15 protein-coding genes and 1 tRNA gene are annotated in these 18324 nt (G+C 47.6%); 12 read left to right on the forward strand and 4 right to left on the reverse strand.

The annotated features are described in order from the left end of the window. Positions 1-5: 5 nt before the first annotated feature. On the forward strand, positions 6-1262 hold the full coding sequence (gene yjeH / locus BEA93_RS16615) for an L-methionine/branched-chain amino acid transporter (RefSeq protein ID WP_000015807.1): 1257 nt from the start codon (positions 6-8) through the stop codon (positions 1260-1262). Between the two features lie 15 nt (positions 1263-1277). On the opposite strand, the gene BEA93_RS16620 is transcribed toward yjeH, so the two are convergent. Further along, a complete protein-coding gene (locus BEA93_RS16620; RefSeq protein WP_001267441.1) occupies positions 1278-1754 on the reverse strand; it encodes an FxsA family protein in 477 nt (158 codons plus the stop codon). A 336-nt stretch (positions 1755-2090) separates the two neighbouring features. Between BEA93_RS16620 and aspA the strand changes: the two genes are divergently transcribed. The 11 genes from aspA (at position 2091) to lysS (ending at position 17202) form a co-directional block, all read left to right on the forward strand. After that, positions 2091-3527 (forward strand): aspartate ammonia-lyase, encoded by a 1437-nt coding sequence (gene aspA / locus BEA93_RS16625; protein ID WP_001517611.1) that lies wholly within the window; start codon positions 2091-2093, stop codon positions 3525-3527. Between the two features lie 117 nt (positions 3528-3644). Then, entirely contained in the window at positions 3645-4946 is a 1302-nt protein-coding gene (dcuA, locus tag BEA93_RS16630) for an anaerobic C4-dicarboxylate transporter DcuA (RefSeq protein WP_000961962.1), read from the forward strand. A gap of 115 nt (positions 4947-5061) precedes the next feature. After that, entirely contained in the window at positions 5062-5400 is a 339-nt protein-coding gene (gene cutA, locus BEA93_RS16635) for a divalent cation tolerance protein CutA (RefSeq protein WP_001517610.1), read from the forward strand. Next, positions 5376-7073: a protein-disulfide reductase DsbD gene (gene dsbD / locus BEA93_RS16640; protein ID WP_105224772.1), complete on the forward strand. Its 1698-nt coding sequence runs from the start codon at positions 5376-5378 to the stop codon at positions 7071-7073. Before cutA ends, dsbD begins: the two co-directional genes overlap by 25 nt. A gap of 35 nt (positions 7074-7108) precedes the next feature. Continuing rightward, entirely contained in the window at positions 7109-7684 is a 576-nt protein-coding gene (locus BEA93_RS16645; protein ID WP_001188522.1) for a transcriptional regulator, read from the forward strand. 106 nt (positions 7685-7790) lie between these two features. Next, a tRNA-Phe gene (locus BEA93_RS16650) sits at positions 7791-7866 on the forward strand. A 602-nt stretch (positions 7867-8468) separates the two neighbouring features. Next, a complete protein-coding gene (gene cadC, locus BEA93_RS16655) occupies positions 8469-10007 on the forward strand; it encodes a lysine decarboxylation/transport transcriptional activator CadC (protein ID WP_001187163.1) in 1539 nt (512 codons plus the stop codon). A gap of 363 nt (positions 10008-10370) precedes the next feature. Then, positions 10371-11705, forward strand: a complete 1335-nt coding sequence (cadB, locus tag BEA93_RS16665) for a cadaverine/lysine antiporter (protein ID WP_000092898.1) — start codon at positions 10371-10373, stop codon at positions 11703-11705. A gap of 79 nt (positions 11706-11784) precedes the next feature. Then, complete coding sequence (cadA, locus tag BEA93_RS16670; protein ID WP_001517607.1) at positions 11785-13932, forward strand: lysine decarboxylase CadA; 2148 nt, start codon at positions 11785-11787, stop codon at positions 13930-13932. A gap of 58 nt (positions 13933-13990) precedes the next feature. Next, positions 13991-15448 (forward strand): dipeptide/tripeptide permease DtpC, encoded by a 1458-nt coding sequence (gene dtpC / locus BEA93_RS16675; RefSeq protein ID WP_105224774.1) that lies wholly within the window; start codon positions 13991-13993, stop codon positions 15446-15448. 236 nt (positions 15449-15684) lie between these two features. Next, positions 15685-17202 (forward strand): lysine--tRNA ligase, encoded by a 1518-nt coding sequence (lysS, locus tag BEA93_RS16680; protein WP_001295074.1) that lies wholly within the window; start codon positions 15685-15687, stop codon positions 17200-17202. 118 nt (positions 17203-17320) lie between these two features. On the opposite strand, the gene ghoT is transcribed toward lysS, so the two are convergent. The 3 genes from ghoT to BEA93_RS16695 form a co-directional block, all read right to left on the reverse strand. Further along, positions 17321-17494, reverse strand: coding sequence for a type V toxin-antitoxin system toxin GhoT (gene ghoT / locus BEA93_RS16685; RefSeq protein WP_001173345.1), 174 nt, complete (start codon positions 17492-17494; stop codon positions 17321-17323). Between the two features lie 26 nt (positions 17495-17520). After that, on the reverse strand, positions 17521-17817 hold the full coding sequence (ghoS, locus tag BEA93_RS16690) for a type V toxin-antitoxin system endoribonuclease antitoxin GhoS (protein ID WP_001517605.1): 297 nt from the start codon (positions 17815-17817) through the stop codon (positions 17521-17523). Between the two features lie 227 nt (positions 17818-18044). Then, on the reverse strand, positions 18045-18317 hold the full coding sequence (locus BEA93_RS16695) for a GNAT family N-acetyltransferase (protein ID WP_000405652.1): 273 nt from the start codon (positions 18315-18317) through the stop codon (positions 18045-18047). Positions 18318-18324 lie beyond the last annotated feature (7 nt).

Genomic DNA, 18324 nt, shown 5'->3' on the forward strand with positions numbered 1-18324 from the left:
AACCCATGAGTGGACTCAAACAAGAACTGGGGCTGGCCCAGGGCATCGGCCTGTTATCGACTTCATTGTTAGGCACCGGCGTGTTTGCCGTTCCTGCCTTAGCCGCCCTGGTGGCAGGCAATAATAGCCTGTGGGCCTGGCCTGTTCTGATAATCTTAGTTTTCCCGATTGCGATCGTGTTTGCGATTCTGGGTCGCCACTACCCCAGCGCGGGCGGTGTGGCGCATTTTGTCGGCATGGCGTTCGGTTCGCGGCTTGAGCGAGTCACAGGCTGGTTATTTTTATCAGTTATTCCCGTTGGCTTGCCCGCTGCGCTGCAAATTGCCGCCGGATTCGGCCAGGCGATGTTTGGCTGGCATGGCTGGCAACTGTTGATGGCTGAACTCGGTACGCTGGCGCTGGTGTGGTATATCGGTACTCGCGGTGCCAGTTCCAGTGCGAATCTACAAACGGTTATTGCCGGACTTATCGTCGCGCTGATTGTCGCCGTCTGGTGGGCAGCCGATATTAAACCTGCGAATATCCCCTTCCCTGCGCCAGGTGATATCGAACTTTCCGGGCTATTTGCTGCGTTATCGGTAATGTTCTGGTGCTTTGTCGGTCTGGAGGCGTTTGCTCACCTTGCCTCAGAATTTAAAAATCCGGAGCGTGATTTCCCCCGCGCTCTGATGATTGGTCTGGTGCTGGCAGGTTTAGTCTACTGGGGGTGTACGGTTGTCGTCTTACACTTCGACGCCTACGGTGAAAAAATGGCGGCGGCAGCATCGCTTCCGGAAATTGTGGTGCAACTGTTCGGTGTAGGGGCGCTGTGGATTGCCTGCGTGATTGGCTATCTGGCCTGCTTTGCCAGCCTCAATATTTATATACAGAGTTTCGCCCGCCTGGTCTGGTCGCAGGCGCAAGATAAACCCAACCACTACCTGGCGCGCCTCTCTTCTCGCCATATCCCGAACAATGCCCTCAATGCAGTGCTCGGCTGTTGCGTGGTGAGCACGTTGGTGATTCACACTTTAGAGATCAATCTGGACGCACTCATCATTTATGCCAACGGCATCTTTATTATGATCTATCTGCTGTGCATGCTGGCTGGCTGTAAATTATTGAAGGGACGTTATCGGCTACTGGCGGTGATTGGCGGACTGCTATGCATCCTGTTGCTGGCGATGGTCGGCTGGAAAAGCGTGTATGCATTGATCATGCTGGCGGGGCTGTGGTTGTTCCTGCCGAAACGAAAAACGCCGGAAAATGGCATAACCACATAATCCGGCGTTTCAACATTAATCCTGACGATCGTCTTTATGATCAAGGCGATCGCGGTTGTCATCCTTACGCTGATATTCACCATCAAAAGTATTGCCGCCACCGGCTCCGGCACTAAATCCACCGCCCGGCATACGGGAAAAACGCAAATGCGGCATCAACTTCACGGTCAGATGTTTCTGCACTGGTGGCAATAAAAGAAGAAGACCGAGGAAATCGGTGAAAAAGCCCGGTAATAAAAGCAGCAAACCGGCAATGATCAACGAAACACTTTTAATCATTTCCGCCGCCGGATTTTCTCCCGCCGCCATTTTTTGTTGCATCAGCACAAAATTCTTAAATCCCTGGTTACGTACCAGCGACATACCAATAACTGACGTGAATATAACCAACACAAGAGTGAGTAATACCCCCAATACGTGGGCAACCTGAATAAAGATTGAAATCTCAATATAGACATAAAGGAAAATGGCAATAAAAGGTAACCAGCGCAAAGGTTTCTCCTGTAATAACAACCGGTTAAATCCGGCCGCCTGAATGGTTTGCGAATCGCGTTCAGCTTATATTGTGGTCATTAGCAAAATTTCAAGACGTTTGCGCAACTATTTTTGGTAGTAATCCCAAAGCGGTGATCTATTTCACAAATTAATAATTAAGGGGTAAAAACCGACACTTAAAGTGATCCAGATTACGGTAGAAATCCTCAAGCAACATATGATCCCGAGTATTCGACTGATGCAGGGGATAATCGTCGGTCGAAAAACATTCGAAACCACATATATTCTGTGTGTTTAAAGCAAATCATTGGCAGCTTGAAAAAGAAGGTTCACATGTCAAACAACATTCGTATCGAAGAAGATCTGTTGGGTACCAGGGAAGTTCCAGCTGATGCCTACTATGGTGTTCACACTCTGAGAGCGATTGAAAACTTCTATATCAGCAACAACAAAATCAGCGATATTCCTGAATTTGTTCGCGGTATGGTAATGGTTAAAAAAGCCGCAGCTATGGCAAACAAAGAGCTGCAAACCATTCCTAAAAGTGTAGCGAATGCAATCATTGCTGCATGTGATGAAGTCCTGAATAACGGAAAATGCATGGATCAGTTCCCGGTAGACGTCTACCAGGGCGGCGCAGGTACTTCCGTAAACATGAACACCAACGAAGTGCTGGCCAATATCGGTCTGGAACTGATGGGACACCAGAAAGGTGAATATCAGTACCTGAATCCGAACGACCATGTTAACAAATGTCAGTCCACCAACGACGCCTACCCGACCGGTTTCCGCATCGCAGTTTACTCTTCCCTGATTAAACTGGTAGATGCTATTAACCAACTGCGCGAAGGTTTTGAGCGTAAAGCTGTCGAATTCCAGGACATCCTGAAAATGGGTCGCACCCAACTGCAGGACGCAGTACCAATGACCCTTGGTCAGGAATTCCGCGCTTTCAGCATCCTGCTGAAAGAGGAAGTGAAAAACATCCAACGTACCTCTGAACTGCTGCTGGAAGTTAACCTTGGCGCAACTGCCATCGGTACTGGCCTGAACACGCCGAAAGAGTACTCTCCGCTGGCAGTGAAAAAACTGGCTGAAGTCACTGGCTTCCCATGCGTTCCGGCTGAAGACCTCATCGAAGCGACCTCTGACTGCGGCGCTTACGTTATGGTTCACGGCGCGCTGAAACGCCTGGCTGTGAAGATGTCCAAAATCTGTAACGACCTGCGCTTGCTCTCTTCTGGCCCACGTGCCGGCCTGAATGAGATCAACCTGCCGGAACTGCAGGCAGGCTCTTCTATCATGCCAGCAAAAGTAAACCCGGTAGTTCCGGAAGTAGTTAACCAGGTATGCTTCAAAGTCATCGGTAACGACACCACTGTTACCATGGCAGCAGAAGCAGGTCAGCTTCAGTTGAACGTTATGGAGCCGGTCATTGGCCAGGCGATGTTTGAATCCGTTCACATTCTGACCAATGCTTGCTACAACCTGCTGGAAAAATGCATTAACGGCATCACTGCTAACAAAGAAGTGTGTGAAGGTTACGTTTACAACTCTATCGGTATCGTCACTTACCTGAACCCGTTCATCGGTCACCACAACGGTGACATCGTGGGTAAAATCTGTGCCGAAACAGGTAAGAGCGTGCGCGAAGTCGTTCTGGAGCGCGGTCTGTTGACTGAAGCGGAACTAGACGATATTTTCTCCGTACAGAACCTGATGCATCCGGCTTACAAAGCAAAACGCTATACTGATGAAAGCGAACAGTAATCGTACAGGGTAGTACAAATAAAAGAGGCACGTCAGATGGCGTGCCTTTTTTCTTGTGAGCAGTAACTTAAAAACAACAACCTGATATCAACTTGTTAAAAAACAAGGAAGGCTAATATGCTAGTTGTAGAACTCATCATCGTTTTGCTGGCGATCTTTTTGGGCGCCAGATTAGGGGGAATTGGTATTGGTTTTGCAGGTGGATTGGGGGTGCTGGTTCTTGCCGCTATCGGCGTCAAGCCTGGTAACATTCCGTTCGATGTAATTTCCATTATCATGGCGGTTATCGCTGCTATTTCTGCCATGCAGGTTGCTGGCGGTCTGGACTATCTGGTTCACCAGACAGAAAAGCTGCTGCGCCGTAACCCGAAATACATCACGATCCTCGCACCGATCGTGACCTATTTCCTGACCATCTTTGCGGGCACTGGCAACATCTCTCTGGCAACGCTGCCAGTTATCGCTGAAGTAGCGAAGGAACAAGGCGTTAAACCTTGCCGTCCACTGTCTACTGCGGTAGTTTCCGCGCAGATTGCGATCACCGCATCGCCAATCTCTGCGGCAGTGGTTTACATGTCTTCCGTAATGGAAGGTCATGGCATCAGCTACCTCCATTTGCTCTCCGTGGTCATCCCGTCCACCTTGCTGGCGGTTCTGGTGATGTCCTTCCTGGTCACCATGCTGTTCAACTCCAGGCTGTCTGACGATCCGATTTATCGCAAGCGTCTGGAAGAAGGTTTAGTTGAACTGCGCGGTGAGAAGCAGATTGAAATCAAACAAGGCGCGAAAGCGTCCGTCTGGCTGTTCCTGCTGGGCGTAGTCGGCGTGGTTATCTATGCGATCATCAACAGCCCGAGCATGGGTCTGGTTGAGAAACCGCTGATGAACACCACTAACGCCATCCTGATTATCATGCTGAGTGTTGCAACCCTGACCACTATTCTTTGCAAAGTGGATACCGACAACATCCTCAACTCCAGCACCTTCAAAGCAGGTATGAGCGCCTGTATTTGTATCCTGGGTGTTGCATGGCTGGGCGATACTTTCGTTTCCAACAACATCGACTGGATCAAAGATACCGCTGGTGAAGTGATTCAGGGTCATCCGTGGCTGCTGGCTGTCATCTTCTTCTTTGCTTCTGCTCTGCTGTACTCTCAGGCTGCAACCGCAAAAGCACTGATGCCGATGGCTCTGGCGCTGAACGTTTCTCCGCTGACCGCTGTTGCTTCTTTCGCAGCCGTGTCTGGCCTGTTCATTCTGCCGACCTACCCGACGCTGGTTGCTGCGGTACAGATGGATGACACGGGTACAACTCGTATCGGTAAATTCGTCTTCAACCATCCGTTCTTCATCCCGGGTACTCTGGGTGTTGCCCTGGCCGTTTGCTTCGGCTTCCTGCTGGGCAGTGTGATGCTGTAATAACAAATCGCGGGGCGTTCACGCCCCGCTTTCTTTCCCACCGACTAACATCCTTCCCTCGTCCGTTGTATAGTGACCTCTCTCTTGCGGTTCCATCTGTTCTAGCGAGGTGTTTATGCTTGATGAAAAAAGTTCGAATACCGCGTCTGTCGTGGTGCTGTGTACCGCGCCGGATGAAGCGACAGCCCAGGATCTGGCTGCCAAAGCGCTGGCAGAAAAACTGGCAGCCTGCGCAACCCTGATCCCCGGTGCAACCTCTCTCTATTACTGGGAGGGTAAGCTGGAACAGGAATATGAAGTACAGATGATCTTAAAAACCGATAAAGCTCACCAGCAGGCACTGCTGGAATGCCTGAAGGCTCATCATCCTTATCAAACACCTGAACTTCTGGTTTTACCTGTTACACATGGAGACACAGATTACCTCTCATGGCTCAACGCATCTTTACGCTGATCCTGCTATTTTGCAGCACTTCCGTTTTTGCCGGATTATTCGACGCGCCTGGACGTTCCCAATTTGTCCCCGCGGATCAAGCCTTTGCTTTTGATTTTCAGCAAAACCAGCATGACCTTAATCTGAGCTGGCAGATCAAAGACGGTTATTACCTCTACCGTAAACAGATCCGTATTACGCCTGAACAGGCGAAGATTGCCGACGTGCAACTGCCGTCAGGTGTCTGGCATGAAGATGAGTTTTACGGCAAAAGCGAGATTTACCGTGGGCGGCTGACGCTTCCCGTTACCATCAATCAGGCGGGTGCTGGTGCGACGTTGACGATTACTTACCAGGGATGCGCCGACGCCGGTTTCTGTTATCCGCCAGAAACTAAAATAGTGCCGTTAAGCGAAGTGCTCACCAACAACGCGGCGCCACAACCTGCGCCAGTTCCGCAGCAAGAGCAACCCGCCGCGCAACTGCCCTTTTCTGCACTCTGGGCGCTGTTGATCGGTATCGGCATCGCCTTCACACCATGCGTGCTGCCGATGTACCCGCTGATTTCCGGCATCGTACTGGGCGGTAAACAGCGGCTATCCACCGCCAGAGCATTGCTGCTGACCTTTATTTATGTTCAGGGGATGGCGCTGACTTACACGGCACTGGGTCTGGTGGTTGCCGCCGCGGGATTACAGTTCCAGGCGGCGCTACAGCATCCTTACGTGCTTATCGGCCTCGCTATCGTCTTTACCTTGCTGGCGATGTCGATGTTTGGCTTGTTTACCCTGCAACTTCCCTCTTCCCTACAAACACGCCTCACGCTGATGAGTAATCGCCAGCAAGGCGGCTCGCCTGGCGGTGTGTTTGTTATGGGCGCAATTGCCGGATTGATCTGTTCACCATGCACTACCGCGCCACTTAGCGCGATTCTGCTGTATATCGCCCAAAGCGGGAACATGTGGCTGGGCGGCGGTACACTTTATCTCTATGCGCTGGGCATGGGACTACCGCTGATACTCATTACTGTCTTCGGCAACCGTCTGCTGCCGAAAAGCGGTCCGTGGATGGAACAGGTCAAAACCGCGTTTGGTTTTGTAATCCTGGCGCTGCCGGTCTTCCTGCTGGAGCGGGTGATTGGCGATGCCTGGGGATTACGCTTGTGGTCGGCGCTTGGCGTCGCGTTCTTTGGCTGGGCGTTTGTCACCAGCTTACAAGCCAAACGCGGCTGGATGCGCATGGTACAAATTATCCTGCTGGCAGCCGCGCTGGTAAGCGTGCGCCCACTCCAGGATTGGGCGTTTGGCGCGACGAGCACGGCACAATCTCAGGCCCATCTCAACTTTAAAAAAATCAAAACAGTAGATGAGTTAAATCAGGCGCTCGTTGCAGCCAAAGGCAAACCGGTAATGCTAGATCTCTATGCCGACTGGTGCGTCGCCTGTAAAGAGTTCGAAAAATACACCTTCAGTGACCCGCAGGTGCAAAAAGCGTTAGCAGACACGGTATTACTTCAGGCCAACGTCACTGCCAACGACGCACAAGATGTGGCGCTGTTAAAACATCTAAATGTCCTTGGCCTACCGACGATTCTGTTTTTTGACGGACAAGGTCAGGAGCATCCACAAGCGCGAGTCACGGGCTTTATGGATGCAGAAACCTTCAGCGCACATTTGCGCGATCGCCAACCGTGAACGACACTTCAGTGGGAAAGACGGAGGAAAATAGCGTGCAACGTGAAGATGTACTGGGAGAAGCCCTGAAATTATTAGAGTTACAAGGGATTGCTAACACTACGCTGGAGATGGTTGCTGAACGAGTGGATTATCCGTTGGAAGCGCTCCAGCGTTTCTGGCCAGACAAAGAGGCCATCCTCTACGATGCGCTGCGCTATCTTAGCCAACAGATAGATGTCTGGCGTCGTCAACTGATGCTGGATGAAACGCAATCTGCTGAACAAAAGCTGCTGGCGCGTTATCAGGCATTATCAGAATGCGTTAAAAACAACCGCTATCCGGGCTGTCTGTTTATCGCTGCCTGCACGTTTTATCCCGATCCCGACCACCCTATCCATCAACTGGCCGATCAGCAAAAAAGCGCGGCGTATGATTTCACCCACGAACTGTTAACCACCCTGGAAGTTGACGACCCGGCAATGGTGGCAAAGCAGATGGAACTGGTGCTGGAAGGGTGTTTAAGTCGCATGCTGGTGAATCGCAGCCAGGCGGATGTCGACACCGCACACCGACTGGCGGAAGATATCCTGCGCTTCGCCCGCTGCCGTCAGGGCGGGGCACTGACCTGACAGAAATACAGAAAACAAGCGATTTGCCGCAAACTTAAGCAATTGAATCGTTTTTACTGAAATTAGGTTGACGAGATGTGCAGATTACGGTTTAATGCGCCCCGTTGCCCGGATAGCTCAGTCGGTAGAGCAGGGGATTGAAAATCCCCGTGTCCTTGGTTCGATTCCGAGTCCGGGCACCAAATTCATATAAACGGACCTCCACGGAGGTCCGTTTTTCGTTTCAGGACGCCACAATTTAAGCGTTCTGCCTCCAAATCAATTCTGCCGAACTCAACCCGATTCTCCCCCACATCACCAGCATTTTGCGGGTATATCCCGGTTCGAGAAAATTTGTCCCTAAGCTATAGCACTGACTGACGCGAAATGTCGCGCGGCCCCGTAATGCTGTTGAACGTCAAATGACGTCATCAGGAGCGTAATGCATCCATAAACAGAACGCCGACTGATGAGATTCTGAATGCGAACAAAGAAAAATGTATCAGTCCGTTTGCTCATGCAAAGACTAACAATCCATTAAAATAGTAAGCGCTTCGGGCCATTTTCCGGGAATTATTTTCTGAACATTTTTCTTTGGCAAAGATGATGAATTTTGATGGTAAGGCAAATTACTTCTGGTTCTCATTAAAGTTCTTTCGTAAGGCTATGTAATCAAGAAGTTTATGGCTGGTAAGAATAACGTATTCTATTCACCAATAATATGTAAAGACATTCATCAATAGATGGTAAAAATAGGTTATGGCAATTATCATTGGGCCAGTCCCTTTTCGAGTGAGTTTCTATTATGCAACAACCTGTAGTTCGCGTTGGCGAATGGCTTGTTACTCCGTCCATAAACCAAATAAGTCGCAACGGGCGTCAACTAACCCTGGAGCCACGATTAATCGATCTTCTGGTTTTCTTTGCTCAACATAGTGGTGAAGTACTTAGTAGAGATGAACTTATCGATAATGTGTGGAAGAGGAGTATCGTCACCAATCACGTTGTAACACAGAGTATCTCAGAACTGCGTAAGTCATTAAAAGATAATGATGAAGATAGTCCTGTCTATATCGCTACTGTACCGAAGCGCGGTTATAAATTAATGGTTCCGGTTATATGGTGCAGCGAAGAGGAAGGGGAGGAAATGATGTTATCTTCGTCTCCTCCTATACCAGAGGCGACTCCTGACACAGATCCCCCCATCCACAGTCCAGATATCCAATACCCCCCAAAGCCACCTGAACATCCCCCAGTTAGATGCAAACGATTAACTGCCTTTTGGGTATGGTTTTTTTTCCTGTTGTCGTTAGGTATCTGTGTCGTACTCGTGGCATTCTCCAGCCTGGAAACGCGTCTTCCTTTGAGTAAATCGCGTATTTTGCTCAATCCACGCGATATTGACATTAATATGGTGAATAACAGTTGTAACAATTGGACTTCTCCGTATCAGCGCTCTTACGCGATAGGTGTGGGCGATTTGGTGGCTACGTCACTTAATACCTTCTCCACCTTTATGGTGCATGACAAAATTAACTACAACATTGATGAACCGAGCAGCTCTGGTAAAACGTTATCTATTGCATTTGTTAATCAACGCCAATACCGCGCTCAGCAGTGCTTTATGTCGGTGAAATTGGTAGACAATGCAGATGGTTCAACCATGCTGGATAAACGTTATGTCATCACTAACGGTAACCAGTTGGCAATTCAAAATGATTTACTTGAGAGTTTATCAAAGGCATTGAATCAACCGTGGCCACAACGAATGCAGGAGATGTTCCAACAAATATTGCCTCATCGAGGTGCTTTATTAACTAATTTTTATCAAGCGCATGATTATTTAATGCATGGTGATGAAAAATCATTGAACCGTGCCAGTGAATTATTAGGTGAGATTATTGAATCATCTCCTGAATTTATCTATGCGAGAGCAGAAAAAGCATTAGTTGATATAGTACGTCATTCTCAGCACCCTTTAGATGAAAAACAATTAGCAGCACTGAATACAGAAATTGATAACATTGCTACAATGCCGGGCATGAATAATCTAGCCATTTTCTATCAAATAAAAGCTGTCAGTGCCCTGGAAAATGGAAAAATAGAGGAGTCGTATCAGGCGATAAATACTGGAATTGATCTTGAAATGTCCTGGCTAAACTATGTGTTGCTTGGCAAAGTTTACGAAATGAAGGGGATGAACCGTGAAGCTGCTGATGCATATCTCACAGCCTTTAATTTACGTCCTGGTACAAACACCCTTTACTGGATTGAAAATGGTATATTCCAGACTTCTGTTCCTTATGTTGTTCCTTATCTCGACAAATTTCTCGCTTCAGAATAAGTGACTCCCGCGTTGATTCATGCACGGGAATACTGGATGTTGAATTTTTGTGTGTTTTTACTGGTGTAATATGTTGCGGCATTTTATTTGTCGCATAATTTTTATTACATAATTTTAACCACAAATATGCACATAACCCATTGTAAACATTAAGTGTTTATCTTTTCATGATATCAACTTGCGATTCTTATCTGTTAATGGAGAGCTCAAATTCTCACTTACATAAACTTTTGTATTATTTCACCTAATCTTTAGGATTAATCTTTTTTTTTGAGTAATCTTGTCGCCAGTTTGGTCTGGTCAGTAAATAGTTACGCATCATGACCCGGACTCCAAATTCAAAAATGAAATTAGGAGAAGAGCATGAGTTCTGCCAAGAAGATCGGGCTATTTGCCTGTACCGGTGTTGTTGCCGGTAATATGATGGGGAGCGGTATTGCATTATTACCTGCGAACCTTGCAAGTATCGGTGGTATTGCTATCTGGGGTTGGATTATCTCTATTATTGGTGCAATGTCGTTGGCTTATGTATATGCCCGACTGGCAACAAAAAACCCGCAACAAGGTGGCCCAATTGCTTATGCCGGAGAAATTTCTCCTGCATTTGGTTTTCAGACAGGTGTTCTTTATTACCATGCTAACTGGATTGGTAACCTGGCGATTGGTATTACCGCTGTATCTTATCTTTCCACCTTCTTCCCGGTATTAAATGATCCTGTCCCGGCGGGTATCGCCTGTATTGCTATCGTCTGGATATTTACCTTTGTAAATATGCTCGGCGGTACTTGGGTAAGCCGTTTAACCACTATTGGTCTGGTGCTGGTTCTTATTCCTGTAGTTATGACTGCTATTGTTGGCTGGCATTGGTTTGATACTGCAACTTATGCAGCTAACTGGAACACTGCTAATACCACTGATGGCCATGCGATCATTAAAAGTATTCTGCTCTGCCTGTGGGCCTTTGTGGGTGTGGAATCCGCAGCGGTAAGTACGGGTATGGTTAAAAACCCGAAACGTACCGTTCCACTGGCAACCATGCTGGGTACTGGTTTAGCAGGTATTGTTTATATTGCTGCAACTCAAGTGCTTTCCGGTATGTATCCGTCTTCTGTAATGGCAGCTTCCGGTGCTCCGTTTGCAATCAGTGCTTCTACTATCCTGGGTAACTGGGCTGCGCCGCTGGTTTCTGCATTCACCGCCTTTGCATGCCTGACGTCTCTGGGTTCCTGGATGATGCTGGTAGGCCAGGCAGGTGTGCGTGCCGCTAACGACGGTAACTTCCCGAAAGTTTATGGCGAAGTCGACAGCAACGGTATTCCGAAAAAAGGTCTGCTGCTGGCTGCTGTGAAAATGACTGCCCTGATGATCCTGATCACCCTGATGAACTCTGCCGGTGGTAAAGCATCTGACCTGTTTGGTGAACTGACCGGTATCGCAGTACTGCTGACTATGCTGCCGTACTTCTACTCTTGCGTTGACCTGATTCGTTTTGAAGGCGTTAACATCCGCAACTTTGTCAGCCTGATCTGCTCTGTACTGGGTTGCGTGTTCTGCTTCATCGCTCTGATGGGGGCAAGCTCCTTCGAGCTGGCAGGAACCTTCATCGTCAGCCTGATTATCCTGATGTTCTACGCTCGCAAAATGCACGAGCGCCAGAGCCACTCAATGGATAACCACACTGCATCTAACGCACATTAATTAAAAGTATTTTCCGAGGCTCCTCCTTTCATTTTGTCCCATGTGTTGGGAGGGGCCTTCTTTACCTGGAGATATGACTATGAACGTTATTGCAATATTGAATCACATGGGGGTTTATTTTAAAGAAGAACCCATCCGTGAACTTCATCGCGCGCTTGAACGTCTGAACTTCCAGATTGTTTACCCGAACGACCGTGACGACTTATTAAAATTGATCGAAAACAATGCGCGTCTGTGCGGTGTTATTTTTGACTGGGATAAATATAATCTCGAGCTGTGCGAAGAAATTAGCAAAATGAACGAGAACCTGCCGTTGTACGCGTTCGCTAATACGTATTCCACTCTCGATGTAAGCCTGAACGATCTGCGTTTACAGATTAGCTTCTTTGAATATGCGCTGGGTGCTGCTGATGATATTGCTAACAAGATCAAGCAGACCACTGACGAATATATCAACACTATTCTGCCTCCGCTGACCAAAGCACTGTTTAAATATGTTCGTGAAGGTAAATATACTTTCTGTACTCCTGGTCACATGGGCGGTACTGCATTCCAGAAAAGCCCGGTAGGTAGCCTGTTCTATGATTTCTTTGGTCCGAACACCATGAAATCTGATATTTCCATTTCAGTATCTGAACTGGGTTCTCTGCTGGATCACAGCGGTCCACACAAAGAAGCAGAACAGTATATCGCCCGCGTATTTAACGCAGACCGCAGCTACATGGTGACTAACGGTACTTCCACTGCCAACAAAATTGTCGGTATGTACTCGGCTCCGGCAGGCAGCACCATTCTGATTGACCGTAACTGCCACAAATCGCTGACCCATCTGATGATGATGAGCGATGTTACACCAATCTATTTCCGCCCGACCCGTAACGCTTACGGTATTCTTGGTGGTATCCCACAGAGTGAATTCCAGCACGCTACCATTGCTAAGCGCGTTAAAGAAACACCAAACGCAACCTGGCCGGTACATGCCGTAATTACTAACTCTACCTATGATGGTCTGCTGTACAACACCGACTTCATCAAGAAAACACTGGATGTAAAATCCATCCACTTTGACTCCGCATGGGTGCCTTACACCAACTTCTCTCCAATTTACGAAGGTAAATGTGGTATGAGCGGTGGCCGTGTAGAAGGGAAAGTGATTTATGAAACCCAGTCCACTCACAAACTGCTGGCGGCATTCTCTCAGGCTTCCATGATCCACGTTAAAGGTGATGTAAACGAAGAAACCTTTAACGAAGCCTACATGATGCACACCACCACCTCTCCGCACTACGGTATCGTGGCCTCCACTGAAACCGCTGCGGCGATGATGAAAGGTAATGCCGGTAAGCGTCTGATCAACGGTTCCATTGAACGTGCGATCAAGTTCCGTAAAGAGATCAAACGCCTGAGAACGGAATCTGATGGCTGGTTCTTTGATGTATGGCAGCCGGATCATATCGATACCACTGAATGCTGGCCGCTGCGTTCTGACAGCACCTGGCACGGCTTCAAAAACATCGATAATGAACACATGTATCTTGACCCGATCAAAGTCACCCTGCTGACTCCGGGGATGGAAAAAGACGGCACCATGAGCGAGTTCGGTATTCCGGCCAGCATCGTGGCGAAATACCTCGACGAACATGGCATCGTTGTTGAGAAGACCGGTCCGTATAACCTGCTGTTCCTGTTCAGCATCGGTATCGATAAGACCAAAGCACTGAGCCTGCTGCGTGCTCTGACTGACTTCAAACGTGCGTTCGACCTGAACCTGCGTGTGAAAAACATGCTGCCGTCTCTGTATCGTGAAGATCCTGAATTCTATGAAAACATGCGTATTCAGGAACTGGCGCAGAATATCCACAAACTGATTGTTCACCACAATCTGCCGGATCTGATGTATCGCGCATTTGAAGTTCTGCCGACGATGGTAATGACTCCGTATGCTGCGTTCCAGAAAGAGCTGCACGGTATGACCGAAGAAGTTTACCTCGACGAAATGGTAGGTCGTATTAACGCCAATATGATCCTTCCGTATCCGCCGGGAGTTCCTCTGGTAATGCCGGGTGAAATGATCACCGAAGAAAGCCGTCCGGTTCTGGAGTTCCTGCAGATGCTGTGTGAAATCGGCGCTCACTATCCGGGCTTTGAAACCGACATTCACGGTGCATACCGTCAGGCTGATGGCCGCTATACCGTTAAGGTATTGAAAGAAGAAAACAAAAAATAATTAGCTCGTACAAGGGAAGTGGCTTGCCACTTCCCTTTTTTGCTCATAAGGAGAACACATGAAAACACCCTCACAGCCGCGCGCGATATACTATATCGTGGCGATCCAGATCTGGGAGTACTTCAGTTTTTACGGCATGCGTGCCTTACTCATTCTCTATCTCACCCATCAGCTTGGTTTTGATGATAACCATGCCATCAGCCTGTTCAGCGCATATGCATCTCTGGTTTATGTTACCCCTATTCTCGGCGGCTGGCTTGCCGACCGCCTGCTCGGCAACCGCACTGCAGTAATTGCCGGCGCGCTGTTAATGACCCTTGGCCATGTGGTACTGGGCATTGATACAAATTCAACCTTTAGCCTGTATCTGGCGCTGGCAATCATTATTTGTGGTTACGGTTTATTCAAATCAAACATTAGCTGTTTACTTGGCGAGCTCTATGACGCGGACGATCATCGACGTGATGGTGGTTTTTCGCTGCTATATGCCGCGGGCAATATCGGTTCTATCGCCGCCCCCATCGCCTGTGGCCTGGCTGCACAGTGGTATGGTTGGCATGTTGGCTTTGCCCTTGCGGGCGGCGGCATGTTTATCGGTTTGTTGATATTCCTGAGTGGTCATCGTCATTTCCAATCCACGCGAGGTATGGATAAAAAAGCACTCACTCGCGTGAAGTTTGCCTTGCCGGTATGGAGTTGGTTGGTGGTGATGCTCTGTTTAGCCCCGATATTTTTTACCCTATTGCTGGAAAACGACTGGTCCGGATATTTGCTGGCGATCGTTTGCCTTATTGCTGCACAAATCATTGCCCGCATGATGATCAAATTCCCCGAACACCGCCGTGCTCTTTGGCAAATTGTATTGTTGATGTTTGTCGGGACGTTGTTCTGGGTACTGGCACAACAGGGCGGCAGTACCATCAGCTTGTTTATCGATCGCTTTGTGAATCGTCAGGCATTCAATATTGAAGTACCTACTGCGCTATTCCAGTCGGTGAATGCAATTGCGGTGATGCTCGCTGGGGTTGTACTTGCCTGGCTGGCGTCGCCAGAAAGCCGCGGCAACTCAACATTGCGCGTCTGGCTGAAGTTTGCCTTTGGCTTACTGCTGATGGCTTGTGGCTTTATGTTGCTGGCATTTGATGCCCGACATGCAGCGGCTGGCGGTCAAGCGTCAATGGGCGTGATGATATCCGGGTTGGCGCTAATGGGCTTTGCCGAACTCTTTATTGATCCGGTGGCGATTGCGCAAATCACGCGCCTGAAAATGTCTGGCGTATTAACCGGTATTTATATGCTGGCAACAGGCGCGGTCGCCAACTGGCTGGCAGGCGTAGTGGCACAACAGACGACAGAGTCGCAAATTAGCGGTATGGCAATTGCAGCTTACCAGCGATTCTTTTCCCAGATGGGAGAGTGGACGTTGGCTTGTGTCGCGATCATCGTGGTATTGGCCTTTGCTACCCGATTTCTGTTTAGCACGCCGACCAATATGATACAGGAAAGCAACGATTAACTGCCGTGAAAACAATTGGTTATGAATCAATTGACTTTTAGTTAATCACACTAGCAAATCAAGATTAATAAGATATTTAAACTATTTTTATGATTATTTATTAGTGATATCAACTTGAGGTGAGCGTTGGTTTCGATAAGATAAACTGAGTTATTAATAGTCGAGGCAGATAATACAGTGTACCGATCTGTCTCTTTATCTACGCTAAATTGAAAGCTGGATTTAGAGGAACCAAAATGTCTGAACAAGAAACACGGGGAGCCAATGAGGCTATTGATTTTAATGATGAACTGAGAAATCGTCGCGAAAAACTGGCAGCACTGCGTCAGCAAGGTGTGGCGTTTCCCAATGATTTTCGCCGCGACCATACCTCTGACCAGTTGCACGAGGAATTTGATGCGAAGGATAACCAGGAACTGGAATCCTTAAACATTGAAGTCTCGGTTGCTGGCCGAATGATGACCCGTCGCATCATGGGGAAAGCCTCCTTTGTAACGTTGCAGGATGTAGGTGGCCGTATTCAACTGTACGTTGCGCGAGATAGCCTGCCAGAAGGTGTTTATAACGACCAGTTTAAAAAATGGGATTTGGGTGACATTATCGGCGCACGCGGTACGCTGTTTAAGACACAAACTGGCGAGCTTTCCATTCACTGTACTGAGTTACGCCTGCTGACTAAGGCACTGCGTCCCTTGCCAGATAAATTTCATGGCTTACAGGACCAGGAAGTCCGTTATCGTCAACGTTATCTGGATCTGATCGCTAACGATAAATCCCGTCAAACTTTTGTTGTTCGTTCAAAAATTCTGGCCGCTATCCGCCAGTTCATGGTCGCTCGTGGGTTTATGGAAGTAGAAACCCCGATGATGCAGGTAATTCCAGGTGGGGCATCTGCTCGCCCGTTTATTACCCATCACAATGCTCTTGATTTGGATATGTACCTGCGTATTGCGCCAGAGTTGTATCTGAAACGCCTGGTTGTAGGTGGTTTTGAACGAGTATTCGAAATCAACCGTAACTTCCGTAATGAAGGTATTTCTGTTCGTCATAATCCTGAGTTCACGATGATGGAGCTCTACATGGCGTATGCGGATTACCACGATTTGATTGAACTGACGGAGTCACTGTTCCGCACCCTGGCACAAGAGGTACTGGGTACAACTAAAGTCACTTATGGTGAGCATGTGTTTGATTTTGGCAAACCGTTTGAAAAACTCACCATGCGCGAAGCAATCAAAAAATATCGTCCAGAAACCGATATGGCAGACCTGGATAATTTTGATGCCGCTAAAGCATTAGCCGAATCTATCGGTATTACGGTAGAGAAAAGCTGGGGGCTGGGACGTATTGTCACCGAAATCTTTGATGAAGTGGCAGAAGCACATCTGATTCAGCCAACCTTTATTACTGAGTATCCGGCGGAAGTGTCGCCGCTGGCGCGCCGTAATGATGTTAACCCGGAAATCACCGACCGTTTTGAATTCTTCATCGGTGGTCGTGAAATCGGTAATGGTTTTAGCGAATTAAACGACGCAGAAGATCAGGCAGAACGTTTCCAGGAGCAGGTTAACGCTAAAGCTGCAGGTGACGACGAAGCCATGTTCTACGATGAAGATTACGTTACTGCGCTGGAATATGGTCTGCCGCCAACCGCTGGTTTAGGTATTGGTATCGACCGAATGATTATGCTGTTTACTAACAGTCATACTATCCGCGACGTTATTCTCTTCCCGGCTATGCGCCCACAGAAATAAGTTTTACTTTAATGAACGAAGCAGCCTGATGACTGCTTCGTTCGTCGTTCCGCAAGTCCAGCTTTGAGGAGAGACGCTTCGTTTCAAGATAACCAGCGGGTCCACTCAACCACAGCTCCTAAAAGAGAGAAAAAAGTAATGCCACGGGCAGGCTCATTGGCCAGGTTATTCCTACCAGGAATGCACTAAGTAAACGAATATGTGTTTTCTCATGTGAGAGAAACCAGATAATGACAAAGGATATGTTCACACCAATCACATAAAAAATTAATATTTTAGAGAATAGTGCCATTTTGAATATCTTCTTATCCTTCCCATCTATTTGTAGAACTGACGGAAATAGTCATCGACTATCATAATGTTGAGGTCAAAATCAATATCTGGTAAGTCTAAGCATTTGAGCCTGATTAAATCTTCAATTTCACTTGCGGCTAATGATGTCGTTATTGCGAAAGCATTCTCATTCAATTGTCGTGGTATTCCATATTCATCAGCAACTATAGAGGAGAAATCCATATCATACATTAACGACCTTAACCTTAAGAAAACTGAGTAATAAGATGATGGATAATCAAAAGAAACAACGTAAGTTTTGAACCTGTTTATACCTTCCATAAAATGACTCCTATCAATATTATACGCCCTGGGGATGTAAAGTTTATTAACCCCGATTGATGATTCTCATATAGGAGATATTCTTTTTTTTTTGCTCAATAGAGGGGATGATTTGGGACAAAAAAACGCTCTCTCTGACCATTATTTGTGCATCCCCCTACCCTTCAGATACTCTCCTGAATGACGTTACGCAGAACATGAAAATATCATTACTCCACACTCTCCCATCAGTTACGAATATCATCATACTCACGCGTTTTATCAAATTCGTGTTTCGCAAACGGACACAGCGGGATAATTTTTCGTTTCTCCCGGCGCATTTTTTCCACGACTTTTGCCACCAGTTGTTTACCAATCCCCTGCCCTTTCAAACTTTCATCAACATCGGTATGTTCGATAATGGCTAAATTTTCTCCGGTTGGCACAAAGACAATTTCTGCTATTTGCTTTCCCTGCGCATCATTAATATAAAAATTATTATGGCCCTCACGTATTTCCATTTTTCCC

Origin of the sequence: Escherichia sp. MOD1-EC5950 (assembly GCF_002965345.1) — a bacterium.
Taxonomy (GTDB): domain Bacteria; phylum Pseudomonadota; class Gammaproteobacteria; order Enterobacterales; family Enterobacteriaceae; genus Escherichia; species Escherichia marmotae.

Excerpts from the sequence above, each read along its gene's own strand:
- dsbD (WP_105224772.1), top strand. The coding sequence starts at position 5,376 with ATGGCTCAACGCATCTTTACGCTGATCCTGCTATTTTGCAGCACTTCC.
- BEA93_RS16695 (WP_000405652.1), bottom strand. The coding sequence starts at position 18,317 with ATGGAAATACGTGAGGGCCATAATAATTTTTATATTAATGATGCGCAG.
- cadC (WP_001187163.1), top strand. The coding sequence starts at position 8,469 with ATGCAACAACCTGTAGTTCGCGTTGGCGAATGGCTTGTTACTCCGTCC.
- cadB (WP_000092898.1), top strand. The coding sequence starts at position 10,371 with ATGAGTTCTGCCAAGAAGATCGGGCTATTTGCCTGTACCGGTGTTGTT.
- cutA (WP_001517610.1), top strand. The coding sequence starts at position 5,062 with ATGCTTGATGAAAAAAGTTCGAATACCGCGTCTGTCGTGGTGCTGTGT.
- lysS (WP_001295074.1), top strand. The coding sequence starts at position 15,685 with ATGTCTGAACAAGAAACACGGGGAGCCAATGAGGCTATTGATTTTAAT.
- cadA (WP_001517607.1), top strand. The coding sequence starts at position 11,785 with ATGAACGTTATTGCAATATTGAATCACATGGGGGTTTATTTTAAAGAA.
- aspA (WP_001517611.1), top strand. The coding sequence starts at position 2,091 with ATGTCAAACAACATTCGTATCGAAGAAGATCTGTTGGGTACCAGGGAA.
- ghoS (WP_001517605.1), bottom strand. The coding sequence starts at position 17,817 with ATGGAAGGTATAAACAGGTTCAAAACTTACGTTGTTTCTTTTGATTAT.
- ghoT (WP_001173345.1), bottom strand. The coding sequence starts at position 17,494 with ATGGCACTATTCTCTAAAATATTAATTTTTTATGTGATTGGTGTGAAC.
- dtpC (WP_105224774.1), top strand. The coding sequence starts at position 13,991 with ATGAAAACACCCTCACAGCCGCGCGCGATATACTATATCGTGGCGATC.
- dcuA (WP_000961962.1), top strand. The coding sequence starts at position 3,645 with ATGCTAGTTGTAGAACTCATCATCGTTTTGCTGGCGATCTTTTTGGGC.
- yjeH (WP_000015807.1), top strand. The coding sequence starts at position 6 with ATGAGTGGACTCAAACAAGAACTGGGGCTGGCCCAGGGCATCGGCCTG.